This window comes from Solirhodobacter olei, from assembly GCF_004010155.1.
GTDB classification, from domain to species: domain Bacteria; phylum Pseudomonadota; class Alphaproteobacteria; order Rhodobacterales; family Rhodobacteraceae; genus Solirhodobacter; species Solirhodobacter olei.
The window spans coordinates 61,267-74,185 of sequence record NZ_RRYH01000012.1; the positions used below are offsets into that span (position 1 = coordinate 61,267).

Consider the following 12,919-nt stretch of genomic DNA (forward strand, 5'->3'; position numbering starts at 1 on the left):
CCGGGGAAGGTCAGCGCCCGCCCTTTGGGGCGGATGGGCGCTGGCCCGGTGTCGCTGCGCGACGCTGTATCGGGCCGGGCCCCTCCCCAACATCCGTTTACGACCCGTTAACCTTCCGCACGCAACCTGCGAATCGCGAATGAGGCGAGGCCACGATGGCAGACGGGCGGTTCACCGGATCCACACCCTGCACCCCAGCCACCCCGGCGGACGATGCCCTGAACCGGCTTCGCCTCATTCGTTCCCCCCGTATCGGCCCGGTCACCTACTGGCGCCTGATCGCCGAGCACGGCAGCGCCTCGGCCGCGCTCGACGCGCTGCCCGGGATCGCCAGCGCCGCCGGCCTCGCCGATTACGCCCCCTGCCCGCCGGAAACCGCCGCGGCCGAGATCGCCGCCGGCAACCGCCTGGGCGCCCGGCTCGTCACCTCCGACATGCTGGCCTATCCTGCGCCGCTCTCCGAACTGCCCGACGCGCCGCCGCTCGTCTGGATGCTCGGCGACCCCGCCGTGCTCGCCCGCCCGATGGTCGGCCTTGTCGGCGCCCGCAACGCCTCCAGCCTCGGGCTGCGCATCGCCCGCCGCCTGGCGGGCGAGCTGCGCGAGGCCGGCTTCACCGTGGTCTCCGGCCTCGCCCGCGGCATCGACGCCGCCGCGCATGAGGCGGCGCTGCCCGGGGCCACGGTCGCCGTCCAGGCCGGCGGCCTCGACGTGCTCTACCCGGCCGAGAACGCCGATCTCGCCCGCCGGATCGGCGAGACCGGCTGCCGCCTGTCCGAACAGCCGATCGGCCTGCAGCCAGCGCCACGCCACTTCCCGCTGCGCAACCGGCTGATCTCCGGCCTCTCCCGCGCCGTCGTGGTGGTCGAGGCCGCATCGCGCTCCGGCAGCCTGATCACGGCGCGCAACGCGCTCGACCAGGGGCGCGAGGTCCTCGCCGTGCCCGGCCACCCGTTCGATGCCCGCTCCGGCGGCTGCAACCTGCTGATCCGCGACGGCGCCACGCTGGTCCGCTCGGCAGAGGACGTGATCGAGGCGCTGACGGCCGCCGCGCCCCTGCGCCCCTCCCCCGCCGTCGCGGCCCGTCCCGCCGCTGCCGCCGCAGCCTCCGTCCCGCCGAAGCGCCGCCGCGCGCCCTCGCCCGCGCTGCGCGAGATCGCAGCCCTTCACCGCCAGATCCTCGACCGGCTCGGCCCCAGCCCGCTGGCCGAGGATCAGCTGATCCGCGACCTCGCCCTGCCCGCCGCCGCGGTCGCGCCGGAACTGGTGACGCTGGAACTCGCCGGCCGCATCCTGCGCCAGCCCGGCGGCCTGCTTTCGCGGCCGAACTAGCGGGGCCCATCCGGCGCCGGGGACCGAAAGCGTTGCGCGAGAGTCCTGACCGGCGTCCCGCAATACGGTGCTTTTACGGTGCGAAAGCGGTGCCGAAACGGTACGCCCCGGCAGCCTCCTCGCGCCCCCTCCATTGACATTGCCAAGCCATCGCCCACATGTTGCGCCGCCGCCGAAGCAGCCGTGCCGTAAGGGGAATTCATGCCAGTCGTCGTCGTCGAGTCACCGGCCAAGGCCAAGACAATCAACAAATATCTCGGCCCGGACTATACGGTTCTCGCCTCCTACGGCCATGTCCGCGACCTGCCCCCGAAGGATGGTTCGGTCGACACCGAACACGATTTTTCGATGAAATGGGAAGTCGCCGCCGACAGCAAGAAACACGTCCGCGCCATCGCCGAAGCGCTGAAATCCGACAACAATCTGATCCTCGCCACCGACCCCGATCGCGAGGGCGAGGCGATCTCCTGGCACCTCAAGGAGGCGCTGGCGAAATCGATCAAGAAGGACACGAAGGTCTCCCGCGTCACCTTCAACGCGATCACCAAATCCGCCGTCACCTCGGCCATGGCCGCCCCGCGCGAGGTCGATACCGCGCTGGTCGACGCCTATCTCGCCCGCCGCGCACTGGATTACCTCGTCGGCTTCAATCTCTCGCCGGTGCTCTGGCGCAAGCTGCCCGGCGCGCGCTCGGCCGGGCGGGTGCAATCCGTCTGCCTCCGCCTCATCGTGGAGCGCGAGATGGAGATCGAGGCCTTCAAGCCCCGTGAATACTGGACCATCGCCGCCCAGCTCGCCACGCCCCGCGGGCAGGGGTACGAGGCCCGCCTGACCGTCCTCGGCGGCAAGAAGCTCGAGCGCTTCGACATCGCGACGGCCGAGGCGGCCGAGCTCGCCGTCCAAGCCATCACCTCGCGCGCCCTGTCGGTCAAGTCGGTCGAGGCCAAGCCCGCCTCCCGCAACCCCTACCCGCCGTTCATGACCTCGACCCTGCAGCAGGAGGCCAGCCGCAAGCTCGGCCTCGGCGCGCGGGCCTGCATGTCCGCCGCCCAGCGCCTCTACGAGGCCGGCCATATCACCTACATGCGGACCGACGGCATCGACATGGCGCCCGAGGCCGTGATGGCCGCCCGCGAAGAGATCGGCCGCCGCTTCGGGGCGAAATACATCCCCGACAGCCCGCGGATGTACAAGAACAAGGCCAAGAACGCGCAGGAAGCCCACGAGTGCATCCGGCCGACGGACATGTCCGCCGGGCCCGACAAGCTGCGCATCTCCGACGCCGACCAGCGCCGGCTTTACGAGCTGATCTGGAAGCGCACCATCGCCAGCCAGATGGCCGCCTCGCGGCTGGAACGCACCACCGTCGACATCGCAAGCGCCGACGGCAACGTCGAGCTGCGCGCGACCGGCCAGGTCGTCCTGTTCGACGGCTTCCTCGCCGTCTACGACGAGGGCCGCGACGATGACGAGGGCGAGGACAGCGCCCGCCTGCCGCAGATCATGCAGGGCGAGCCGGCGGAAAAGAAATCCGTCACGCCGGAGCAGCACTTCACCCAGCCCCCGCCGCGCTACACCGAGGCGACGCTGGTGAAGCGGATGGAAGAGCTCGGCATCGGCCGGCCTTCCACCTATGCCTCGATCATCACCACGATCCAGGACCGCGAATATGTCCGCAAGGACAAGAACCGCCTGATCCCGGAGGACAAGGGCCGCCTCGTCACCGCCTTCCTGTCCAACTACTTCCGCCGCTACGTCGGCTACGACTTCACCGCCGAGCTGGAGGAGGAGCTTGATGACATCTCCGCCGGCGACCGCGCCTGGAAGGACGTGCTTGCCCGCTTCTGGCGCGATTTCTCGGCCGCGATCGCCGAGACGGCCGACCTCCGCATCGGCGAGGTGCTGGAGAAGATCGACGAGGTCCTCGCCCCCCATCTCTACCCGCCCCGCCCGGACGGGTCGGATCCGCGCATCTGCCCGACCTGCGGCAAGGGCCGGCTGAACCTGAAGACGGCCCGCTCCGGCGGCGCCTTCATTGGCTGCACGAACTATCCCGAATGCCGCTACACCCGCCCGCTCTCCGCCCCGAACGGCGAGGCGGCGGCGCTCGACGGCAAGATCCTCGGCCAGGATGCGGCGGGCAACGACATCTCGCTGCGCACCGGCCGCTTTGGCCCCTATGTCCAGCGCGGAGAGCCGACCGAGGCGCAGCCCAAGCCCGACCGCGCCAGCCTGCCGAAGACCTGGCCGCCCGAGGACCTGACGCTGGAGCGCGCGCTGGAGCTTCTGGCGCTCCCGCGCCTGATCGGCGCCCACCCCGAGGACAGCGCCCCGGTCGAGGCCGGCATCGGCCGCTACGGGCCCTACGTGAAGCACAACGCCACCTACGCCAACCTGCCGGATGTGGAGGAGGTCTTCACCATCGGCATGAACCGCGCGGTGGAGGTGCTGGCCCAGAAGAAGACCCGCGGCGGACGTCCGGCGGCGGCGGCCCCCCTGCGCGAGCTCGGCGCCCATCCCGACGGCGGCCCGGTGCAGGTGATGGCCGGCCGCTACGGCCCCTACGTGAAATGGGAAAAGATCAACGCCACCCTGCCGAAGGGCACGGAGCCGGAGACGGTCACCCTCGAAGAGGCGCTGGCCCTGATCGCCGCCAAGGCCTCGAAGGGCGGCAAGGGCACGAAGAAGGCCGCGGCCAGGAAACCGGCCGCCAAGCCGAAGGCCAAGGCCGCGGCGAAGCCGAAGGCGAAAACAGCCACGAAAACGGCCGCGAAGACGAAAAAGGCCGCTTCGGGCGACTGAACGGGCCCGGCCCATCTTCCTGGTCCGGATACTCCCGCGGCGGCGCAATCTATCGCGCCGCCGCCGTTCATACCGGCCCCTCTCGCCTGCGCCGCGGCGCGGCGATTGACACCTCGCCCGCGCCCTGCCTAAACCGGCAGCGGAGAATTTGCGGGAGAGCTTGATGAAAAAGGTCTATCCAGACGCCGCCGCCGCGCTTCAGGGCGTGCTGAGCGACGGAATGACGATTGCCGCCGGCGGCTTCGGCCTCTGCGGCATTCCGGAACTGCTGATCGCGGCGATCCGCGATGCCGGCACCAAGGACCTCACGGTCGCCTCGAACAACGCGGGCGTGGACGATTTCGGGCTCGGCCTGCTGCTGCAGACCCGCCAGATCAGGAAGATGATCTCCTCCTACGTCGGCGAGAACGCGGAATTCATGCGCCAGTACCTGTCGGGCGAGCTGGAGCTCGAGTTCAACCCGCAGGGCACGCTGGCCGAACGGATGCGCGCCGGCGGAGCCGGGATCCCGGGCTTCTACACCGCCACCGGCTACGGCACCGTCATCGCCGAGGGCAAGGAGGTGAAGGAGTTCGACGGCAGGTCCTACATCCTCGAACGCGGCCTCGTCGCCGACCTCGCCATCGTCAAGGCCTGGAAGGCCGACCCCTCTGGCAACCTCGTCTTCCGCAAGACCGCGCGCAACTTCAACGTGCCCGCCGCGACCTGCGGCCGCGTCTGCGTCGCCGAGGTGGAAGAGATCGTGCCGCTCGGCTCGCTCGACCCCGACAAGATTCACCTGCCGGGCATCTACGTCCACCGCCTGATCCAGGGCGAGCACGAAAAGCGGATCGAGAACCGCACCGTCCAGGCGGCCTGAGGGGGAGTGTAGAGATATGGCTTGGAACCGAAACCAGATGGCCGCGCGGGCCGCGCAGGAACTGGAAGACGGGATGTATGTCAACCTCGGCATCGGCATCCCGACGCTGGTGTCGAACTACATCCCCGACGGCGTCAGCGTCACGCTGCAGTCGGAGAACGGGATGCTCGGCATGGGCCCCTTCCCGATCGCCGGCAAGGAAGACGCCGACCTGATCAACGCCGGCAAGCAGACCATCACCGAGCTGCCGCAGACCGCCTATTTCGACAGCGCCACCAGCTTCGCGATGATCCGCGGCGGCAAGATCGCCATGGCGATCCTCGGCGCGATGGAAGTGGCCGAGAACGGCGACCTCGCGAACTGGATGATCCCGGGCAAGCTGGTCAAGGGCATGGGCGGGGCGATGGACCTCGTCGCCGGTGTCGGCCGGGTGATCGTGGTGATGGACCACACCAACAAGCATGGCGAGACGAAGGTACTCAAGGCCTGCACGCTGCCGCTCACCGGCACCGGCGTGGTCGACCGCATTATCACCAATCTCGGGGTGCTCGACGTGGTCGAGGGCGGGCTGAGGATCGTCGAATGCGCCGAGGGGGTGAGCGAGGCCGAGCTCCGCGCCGCGACCGAGGCGACGATTGTCGACTGACGGGATCATCCGCGAGACGATCAGCGGCTCCAAGGGCCGCTACGTCCTCCGGCAGGGCGGGGAGGAGGCCGAGCTGACCTTCTCCATCGCCTCACCGACCCTGGTGATCGCCGATCATACCGACGTTCCCGACAGCTTCCGCGGTACCGGCGCGGGCCGCGCGCTGGTGGAACGGCTGGTGGCCGATGCCAGGGCCGAGGGCTTCAAGGTGATGCCGCTCTGCCCCTTCGTGAACGCGATGCGCAAGCGTCACCCCGAATGGGCGGACGCCTTCTCGGTGTGATCGGCCGGGATCATCGCCCGGATCACTGGGTGACGGCGGTCTGAATGTCCGCCGTCGCCTCGCCCCCGGCGGCGATGGTGCGGAAGACACAGCCGTCGCTGACCAGCTCCGGCGGCGTCAGGCAAAGGCCCTGCGTCACCGTCCAGGCCGCCAGCACCTTCGGCACGTAGTCCCGCGTCTCGGCATAGGTGGGCACGCCGCCGGCCGAGATCACCGCCTGCTCGCCCGCATTGTAGCCCGCCAGCACCATCAGCGGGTCTGCGTGAAACTTCTTCATCAGCCAGTTGAGATAGGCGACCCCGCCCTTGATGTTCTGATCCGCGCTGAAGACGTTCGTCACGTCGAAGCGCTTGGCGGTGGCCGGCATCAGCTGCATCAGCCCCTGCGCGCCGAGCGGGCTGACGGCCTTCGGGTTGCCGTCGCTCTCCACCGCCATCACCGCGAGCACCAGCGCGGGCGAGACCCGCGTGCCCACGGTCGCGGCCAGGATGTCGCGGCCATAGCGCGTGGCCAGCCCCTGCACGTCGGCCAGGCGCGGGGTGGCGACGTTCTGCCCCTCCGGCCCCTGGGTCAGGGCCTGCAGCGCGGCGGTGAACCGGCCCGCTCCGGCGCCGAGCGCGGGAGAGATCTGTTTCCAGAACCAGGCATATCGCATGGGACCCGCCACGCCCGTCCCCGCCGGCGGCGGAGCCGGCGCAGGGGTGACGACCTGCGGCACGGGCGGCAGCGCGGCCAGCTCCTTAGCCTGCTCGGCCGGGTCGATCTGAACGGTGATGAACTTCTTCGTGCCCGGCGCCGGCGGCTTGACCATGCGGAAGGTGAACCCGGCTGCGGCGGGCGCCCCCGCCCCTGGCGCGAGAAAGAGCCCCGCGGCCAGCGCCAGCACCACCCCCCGGCCAGCCGCGCCGGGCCAAGCCCCCCGGCCTCCTGCGCTGCAGGGTGCGGCCCTGCCGCCGCGGCGGCCGCGATCTCGGGTCGGATCACTCATTCGGGGCACCTGCTCTGCCTCTTCGGAGGTCTTTCCCCTTCATCTCAGAATCCCGCCGAATTTTCCAATCCTTCTTCCAGGCGGGAGAAATCCACCATCCGAATCGCAACACCTGTGATGCGCCTGCGCATGCGTCCTTTCGCGCTGCCAAAACCACGGATCCTAACTTTTTTCTTAAAAATCAATATTTTAAAAATACTGAATCGAGAAAATCCGGCCGAAACTTATTATTTGATTGCCCGAAAATGTACGCGGCTCGCCCAAGTCCCGCCACGATTCGCAGGCCATATGTCCTCATGCCGAGACGGAAGTCGACGCGAACCCCAGGGTCGGTCGAACGGAAACGGCAAAACCGAAACGTCGACCAAACGAAGGAACATGGACATGAAACTCAAGAACCTGATCAAGCGTTTCCGCAAGAGTGAAGACGGCGCCGTGACCGTTGACTGGGTCGTGCTGACCGCCGCGGTCGTCGGCCTTGGCATCGTGGTGATGGGCATCATCAAGCCGGGCGTCACCAGCCTCGCGTCGAACATCGTCACCTCGATGAGCAAGTGATCGCCCGTCCGCCGGGCCCGCGCCAGGCGCTTCCGGTGGAAGTTACAGGCGGCCGCATCCCTGCGGATGCGGCCGCCCGATCCTTAGAAGACCTCCGGCTCGATCCGGGACCTGCCCGATAGCTCGGCCACGATTTGGAAACAATCGCGCGGCAGACGTCTGGTGCACCAATCTGGTCCGCTTCGATCGCTATCTTACGCGCGACCAGGGATCACACGTCGCTTCTCCGCCCCATTGCCCCCTGAAGGGTTGAGGCTGAAAGGACCCTGAGATGAGGAAACTCGCCAGCTTTCTTCGCGATGATGACGGTGCCGTCACGGTGGATTGGGTCGTCCTGACCGCCCTGATTTGCTCGCTCTGCGGCTTGGTGTTCTACATTCTCGGCTACGCGCCGGTGAACCTCGCCACCCAGATCGGCGGAGTGATCTCCTCCGTCAAGATCGTCCCGTAAGAGCTTCCGCCGCTACGCGACGCCCGGCCCTTCCGTGGCCGATCCGCGCCCGCGGCGCCCCCTCGGAGTGGCCTCGAAAAGGGCACTCCGGTATCACCATTAGATCGCGGCTTGTCCATGAATTGGCCACAATCCCCGCGATAATCCTACATTGCCCGCAACCGCATCACGGCCAGGGGCAGCAAAGAGACGGTCGCGAAAGGAAGACGAGATGCGTGCTGTATTCGGTCTGGTTCTCATCATCGGCGTCGCGCTGGCGGGCTTCGCAGTCTACATGGCGCGCGGGATCCTCAACCAGAACGCGGTCGAGCTGGCCCGCGCCAGGGCCCATATCACGCCCACGGTCATGGTCTATGTCGCCTCCAAGAAGCTGAAGTATGGCGACGTGCTGACCAAGCAGGACGTGCGCGAGATCGCCTGGCCGAAGGACGCGGTCCCCGCCTCCGTATTCACCCAGGCCAAGGCGCTGTTCCCGGCCGGCGACAACAAGCAGCGCATCGTGCTGCGCGAAATGGACAGGTTCGAGCCGATCCTGAACGCCGCGGTGACCGCGCCCGGCCAGGACGCCGGCATCACCTCGCGCCTTGGGCCGGGCATGCGCGCCTTCGCCATCAAGGTCGACGTCGCCACCGGCGTTTCCGGCTTCCTTAAGCCCGACGATCACGTCGACGTCTACTGGACCGGCCACAGCCCCGAAGCGAATTCCGACATCACCCGCCTGATCGACCCGGGTATGAGGATCATCGCCATCGACCAGAACGCCAACGCCTCGGCGACGGCCTCGACGATGATCGCCCGCACCGTGACGGTGGAGGCGACGCCGCAGCAGGTCGCAACCCTCGCCCAGGCCCAGGCCACCGGGCGGCTGGCGCTCTCGCTGGTCGGCACCCAGGACCAGACCGTGGCGAGCGCGGTGGAGGTGAACCAGAACAGCCTCCTCGGCATCACCGCCTCGACGCCCGCGCCAGTGCAGCAGAAGAAGAAGGTCTGCACCGTCAAGCAGCGCACCGGCTCCAAGGTCGTCGAAGTGCCGATCCCCTGCACCGACTGACCCGGCCCCAGATCCTCGCGACAGGCGCCCCGCCGGATCCGGCCGGGGCGCCGTTTCGTTTCAGGGTAGTCGCGTGGCCGCGCAATGGGCTGAGGCGGCACAGCATCTTGGGGGCTGCCCCGGCGTGGCATCCATCCCTGCCCGCCTGTTGCCGGTTATCCACATAAGGGAAGCCTGACAACGGTTTGATTCTTGCAAAAAAACGTCCTTTCAAGCACATTAACTCGCAATCCGGGCGCGAAGACCCGCAACGAGGCGTGATCGGAGAGGCAGGTCACATGAGTATGCAGAAAATCTTCCGGGCAGGTTTGATCGGCGCCACGCTGGCGATCGCCGCCCTTGGTCATGCCGGTGCCGACACGCTCACGGTCGAGGCGGGGGCGCCTTCCAACGCCCTCAACGTGCCGATGAACCGCGCGGTGGTGCTGAAAAGCGACACCTCCTTCTCCGAGCTTTCGGTGGCCAACCCGGGCATCGCCGACATCTCGACCCTCTCCGACAAGACGATCTACGTCCTCGGCAAGGCGCCGGGACGGACGACGCTGACGCTGCTGGGCCCCGATGGCAAGCTGATCACCAACGTCGAGGTCCGGGTGACCCCGGACATTGCCGAGCTGAAGCAGCGCCTCAAGGAAATCCTGCCGAACGAGCATATCGACGTGCGCACCGCGAACGACGGCATCGTGCTCTCTGGCACAGTCTCGAGCACGCAGAAGCTCGACCGCGCGCTGGAGCTGGCCAAGCGCTACGCGCCCAAGCGCGTCTCGAACCTGATGACGGTCGGCGGCACCCAGCAGGTGATGCTGCAGGTCCGCTTCACCGAGATGCAGCGCTCGGTCGAGAAAAGCCTGTCGTCGAGCCTCGCCATCAACGGCGGCACCGGCGGCGGCGTCGGCCTGAAGGGCGGCACCAACCAGTTCAAGACCGGCTCGGCGATCTCCAACGTCTTCAACGGCGGCAACGCCAACATCGCCAACTCGACCCAGGGCCAGATCACGCTTGGCTTCTCCGCCGGCAGCCTGCAATTCGCGGTGCTGCTGGAGGCGCTGGAATCGAAGGGCGTCGTGCGCACGCTGGCGGAACCGAACCTGACCGCGCTTTCCGGCCAGCAGGCGAAGTTCCTCGCCGGCGGCGAATACCCGATCCCGGTGGTGGACTCCAACGGCAACGTGACGGTGCAGTACAAGCCCTTCGGCGTGTCGCTGAATTTCACCCCCACGGTGGTCGACAACAACACCATCAACCTGCAGATCAACGCCGAGGTCTCCGGCATCGACACGACGGTGAGCTACAACAACAACGGCTTCACCATCAACGCCTTCAAGACCCGGCAGACCTCGACCACGGTCGAGATGCATGACGGGCAGAGCTTCGCCATCGCGGGCCTGCTGCAGGACAACTTCAACAACTCGATCAGTCAGGTGCCCTGGCTCGGCGATATCCCGGTGCTTGGCGCGCTCTTCCGCAGCGCCGACTTCCAGCGTCAGCAGAGCGAGCTGGTGATCATCGTCACCCCGCATCTCGTCTCGCCCACCAACGGCGTGGCGCTGGAGCAGCCGACAGACCGGATCACGCTGCCCAGCGAGCGCGGCATGTTCCTCTACGGCAATGTGGTCGGCAAGAAGCCCTCGGGCCGTGCCGGCGAGGTCGCGAAGCAGGACTTCAGCGGCCCCTACGGCTACTCGATGAACTGAGGGGGCGATCATGGCGCGTGGACATCTCAAGGCGATACTGGTCGGCGTCAGCCTCATCGGGCTGGCCGGCTGTATGAATGACACCGTCGGAGCCTCGGTGAACGAGGGCGACTTCGGCGGGCCGACGGCGAACAACCTCGCGGTCGAGACCGGGCAGCTCAACTACGTTATCGACCTGTCGAAGCGCTTCGCCTCGCAGGTGCCGGACACGGTGAACTTCGCCTTCGACAGCCATTACCTCGACGGCCAGGCGCAGGAGATCCTTCGCAAGCAGGCCGCCTGGATCAAGCGCTTCCCCGAGGTCCGCTTCCGCGTCTACGGCTACACGGACGAGGTCGGATCGGAGCATTACAACTACGGCCTCGGCCTGCGCCGGGCCCAGGCGGTGGTCAACTTCCTCGTCGGCCAGGGGATATCCCGCAGCCGGCTGCAGGCGGTCGTCTCCTACGGCAAAACCCGGCCGCTGGTCGACGTGCCGACGCGCGAGCGCCAGAACCGGCGCGCGATCACCGACGTCTCGGGCTTCGTGAAGAACGCGCCGCTGGTGCTCGACGGCAAATATGCCGAGATCGTCTACCGCTCCTACATCACCTCGGCCGAACCCGCCCCGGCCACGAGCACGAGCTCCGGCTCGACCGGCTCGACGGGCGCCAGCGGCGGCACCACGGCGCCCTCCGGCGGGTAACGTTCCGGCCCGCACGCTTCGGGCCCGGAACACCCCTTTTCCGACCGTCCGGCAGGACCTGTGAAACGCCCTTCGGGGCGTTTCCCAATTGGATCCAATTCCGCCCCAAACAGCCCGAAATGGCCGGATAATAACGTAATTTTAGCCGCATTGTTGCCACCATTCTCCAACAACTTCCAATGCAGATGAGTAAGGGCGCGACCCCGAGTCGCGCGTGGGCATCGACCGGGCGGAACCGGAACAGGCACAATGAAGCCGGACCGCGAACCGATCGTCGTGACCCATCAGAGGAAGGACGAGAGGCATGACGACTGTAGCTGCTCTGAAGCAGGAACCCGCGCCGATCCGGGCCTGTACCATCTCGCGGGATGTTCAGATCTTCGACCTGCTGATCGAGGACATGGAAGCCGAGCTCGGCGAGAGCTGGGGTGATCTTAGCTTCAATGACGCATCGCTCTTCCTGACCCAGACCGATGCCGCGACGCTGGAATTCCTGGCCGTCGCCGTCGACGAGAAGGACGAGGCCGACCTGCCGCGCATCTCCGACCTGATCAAGCAGGCCAAGACGCTCGGCATCAAGGTGATCCTGATCGCCGACGAACTCTCGCCGATGGTCCTGCACCAGATGCTGCGCCTCGGCGCCGATGATTTCGTCCCCTACCCGCTGCCCGAGGGCGCCCTGCACGAGGCGATCGAGCGGGTCCGCCGCCCCGCGCCCATCGCCGTCGTCGAGGGCGAGGAGGGCCAGGAACGCGCCGCCCCGACCTTCAAGGCCAAGGGCGACCGCGACGGGGTGGTCCTGCCGGTCCACGGTCTCGTCGGCGGCGCCGGCGCCACGACCTTCGCGGTGAACCTCGCCTGGGAACTGGCGACGGTGACGAAGAAGGACGGCCCGCGGGTCTGCCTGATGGACCTCGACTTCCAGTCCGGCTCCGTCGGCACCTATCTCGACCTGCCGCGGCGCGAGGCGATCCTCGACGTGCTGTCGGACATCGCCACCGTCGACACCGACGCCTTCATCCAGTCGCTGCAGACCTTCAACGACAAGCTGCATGTCTTCACCGCGCCGTCCGAGATGCTTCCGCTCGACATCGTCAGCCCGGAAGACGTCGACCGGCTGTTGAACATGGCCAAGACCAACTTCGACTTCGTCGTGATCGACATGCCGAAGACGGTCGTGCCCTGGACCGAAGCGGTGCTGAACCAGGCCCATGTCTATTTCTCGCTGCTGGAGCTCGACATGCGTTCGGCCCAGAACGCGCTGCGCTTCATCCGCGCCCTGAAGGCGGAGGAGCTGCCCTTCGAGAAGCTCCGCTACGCGCTGAACCGCGCGCCGAAGTTCACCGATCTCTCGGGCAAGAGCCGCGCCAAGCGCATGGCAGAAAGCCTCGACATCAAGATCGAGGTCAACCTGCCCGACGGCACCAAACAGGTCACCCAGGCCAACGACCACGGCCTGCCGCTGGCCGAGAGCGCGGGCAAGAACCCGCTGCGCCGCGAGCTGCAGAAGCTCGCCAAGTCGCTCTACGAGCTGAACAAGGCCGCCGAAGCGGGAAAGGTGTAACCGATGG

Annotated in this window: 12 protein-coding genes; 11 read left to right on the forward strand and 1 reads right to left on the reverse strand. The window is 67.5% G+C overall.

The genetic code is table 11. The annotated features are described in order from the left end of the window. Positions 1 to 155: 155 nt before the first annotated feature. The 5 genes from dprA (at position 156) to EIP85_RS09985 (ending at position 5,921) form a co-directional block, all read left to right on the forward strand. On the forward strand, positions 156 to 1,331 hold the full coding sequence (gene dprA / locus EIP85_RS09965) for a DNA-processing protein DprA (protein WP_127902041.1): 1,176 nt from the start codon (positions 156 to 158) through the stop codon (positions 1,329 to 1,331). 201 nt (positions 1,332 to 1,532) lie between these two features. Next, positions 1,533 to 4,133, forward strand: a complete 2,601-nt coding sequence (gene topA / locus EIP85_RS09970) for a type I DNA topoisomerase (protein ID WP_127902042.1) — start codon at positions 1,533 to 1,535, stop codon at positions 4,131 to 4,133. Positions 4,134 to 4,296: 163 nt separating this feature from the next. Then, positions 4,297 to 4,992 carry a CoA transferase subunit A gene (locus tag EIP85_RS09975; RefSeq protein WP_127902043.1) on the forward strand — a complete coding sequence of 232 codons (696 nt, stop codon included), beginning with the start codon at positions 4,297 to 4,299 and terminating at the stop codon, positions 4,990 to 4,992. Positions 4,993 to 5,008: 16 nt separating this feature from the next. Further along, a complete protein-coding gene (locus EIP85_RS09980; RefSeq protein WP_127902044.1) occupies positions 5,009 to 5,638 on the forward strand; it encodes a CoA transferase subunit B in 630 nt (209 codons plus the stop codon). Further along, positions 5,628 to 5,921: a GNAT family N-acetyltransferase gene (locus EIP85_RS09985; RefSeq protein WP_241559946.1), complete on the forward strand. Its 294-nt coding sequence runs from the start codon at positions 5,628 to 5,630 to the stop codon at positions 5,919 to 5,921. Before EIP85_RS09980 ends, EIP85_RS09985 begins: the two co-directional genes overlap by 11 nt. Positions 5,922 to 5,943: 22 nt before the next feature. On the opposite strand, the gene EIP85_RS09990 is transcribed toward EIP85_RS09985, so the two are convergent. Beyond that, positions 5,944 to 6,909 carry a lytic transglycosylase domain-containing protein gene (locus tag EIP85_RS09990; RefSeq protein ID WP_127902045.1) on the reverse strand — a complete coding sequence of 322 codons (966 nt, stop codon included), beginning with the start codon at positions 6,907 to 6,909 and terminating at the stop codon, positions 5,944 to 5,946. A 384-nt stretch (positions 6,910 to 7,293) separates the two neighbouring features. Here EIP85_RS09990 and EIP85_RS22770 point away from each other — a divergent pair, with 384 nt between their 5' ends. The 6 genes from EIP85_RS22770 to EIP85_RS10015 all read left to right on the forward strand — a co-directional run bounded on the left by EIP85_RS22770 (position 7,294) and on the right by EIP85_RS10015 (position 12,912). Beyond that, positions 7,294 to 7,467, forward strand: a complete 174-nt coding sequence (locus EIP85_RS22770; RefSeq protein ID WP_164871692.1) for a Flp family type IVb pilin — start codon at positions 7,294 to 7,296, stop codon at positions 7,465 to 7,467. A 271-nt stretch (positions 7,468 to 7,738) separates the two neighbouring features. After that, positions 7,739 to 7,918 carry a Flp family type IVb pilin gene (locus EIP85_RS09995; protein WP_127902046.1) on the forward strand — a complete coding sequence of 60 codons (180 nt, stop codon included), beginning with the start codon at positions 7,739 to 7,741 and terminating at the stop codon, positions 7,916 to 7,918. A gap of 211 nt (positions 7,919 to 8,129) precedes the next feature. After that, positions 8,130 to 8,969, forward strand: a complete 840-nt coding sequence (gene cpaB / locus EIP85_RS10000) for a Flp pilus assembly protein CpaB (RefSeq protein WP_127902047.1) — start codon at positions 8,130 to 8,132, stop codon at positions 8,967 to 8,969. A gap of 278 nt (positions 8,970 to 9,247) precedes the next feature. Beyond that, positions 9,248 to 10,663, forward strand: a complete 1,416-nt coding sequence (locus EIP85_RS10005) for a type II and III secretion system protein family protein (protein ID WP_127902048.1) — start codon at positions 9,248 to 9,250, stop codon at positions 10,661 to 10,663. A gap of 10 nt (positions 10,664 to 10,673) precedes the next feature. Continuing rightward, on the forward strand, positions 10,674 to 11,348 hold the full coding sequence (locus EIP85_RS10010) for an OmpA family protein (protein ID WP_127902049.1): 675 nt from the start codon (positions 10,674 to 10,676) through the stop codon (positions 11,346 to 11,348). A gap of 304 nt (positions 11,349 to 11,652) precedes the next feature. Beyond that, a complete protein-coding gene (locus tag EIP85_RS10015; protein ID WP_127902050.1) occupies positions 11,653 to 12,912 on the forward strand; it encodes a CpaE/TadZ family protein in 1,260 nt (419 codons plus the stop codon). Positions 12,913 to 12,919: the final 7 nt, after the last annotated feature.

Coding starts and splice junctions, on each gene's coding strand:
- EIP85_RS09990 (WP_127902045.1), bottom strand. CDS start 6,909: ATGAGTGATCCGACCCGAGATCGCGGCCGCCGCGGCGGCAGGGCCGCA.
- dprA (WP_127902041.1), top strand. CDS start 156: ATGGCAGACGGGCGGTTCACCGGATCCACACCCTGCACCCCAGCCACC.
- EIP85_RS09975 (WP_127902043.1), top strand. CDS start 4,297: ATGAAAAAGGTCTATCCAGACGCCGCCGCCGCGCTTCAGGGCGTGCTG.
- EIP85_RS22770 (WP_164871692.1), top strand. CDS start 7,294: ATGAAACTCAAGAACCTGATCAAGCGTTTCCGCAAGAGTGAAGACGGC.
- EIP85_RS10010 (WP_127902049.1), top strand. CDS start 10,674: ATGGCGCGTGGACATCTCAAGGCGATACTGGTCGGCGTCAGCCTCATC.
- cpaB (WP_127902047.1), top strand. CDS start 8,130: ATGCGTGCTGTATTCGGTCTGGTTCTCATCATCGGCGTCGCGCTGGCG.
- EIP85_RS10015 (WP_127902050.1), top strand. CDS start 11,653: ATGACGACTGTAGCTGCTCTGAAGCAGGAACCCGCGCCGATCCGGGCC.
- topA (WP_127902042.1), top strand. CDS start 1,533: ATGCCAGTCGTCGTCGTCGAGTCACCGGCCAAGGCCAAGACAATCAAC.
- EIP85_RS09980 (WP_127902044.1), top strand. CDS start 5,009: ATGGCTTGGAACCGAAACCAGATGGCCGCGCGGGCCGCGCAGGAACTG.
- EIP85_RS10005 (WP_127902048.1), top strand. CDS start 9,248: ATGAGTATGCAGAAAATCTTCCGGGCAGGTTTGATCGGCGCCACGCTG.
- EIP85_RS09995 (WP_127902046.1), top strand. CDS start 7,739: ATGAGGAAACTCGCCAGCTTTCTTCGCGATGATGACGGTGCCGTCACG.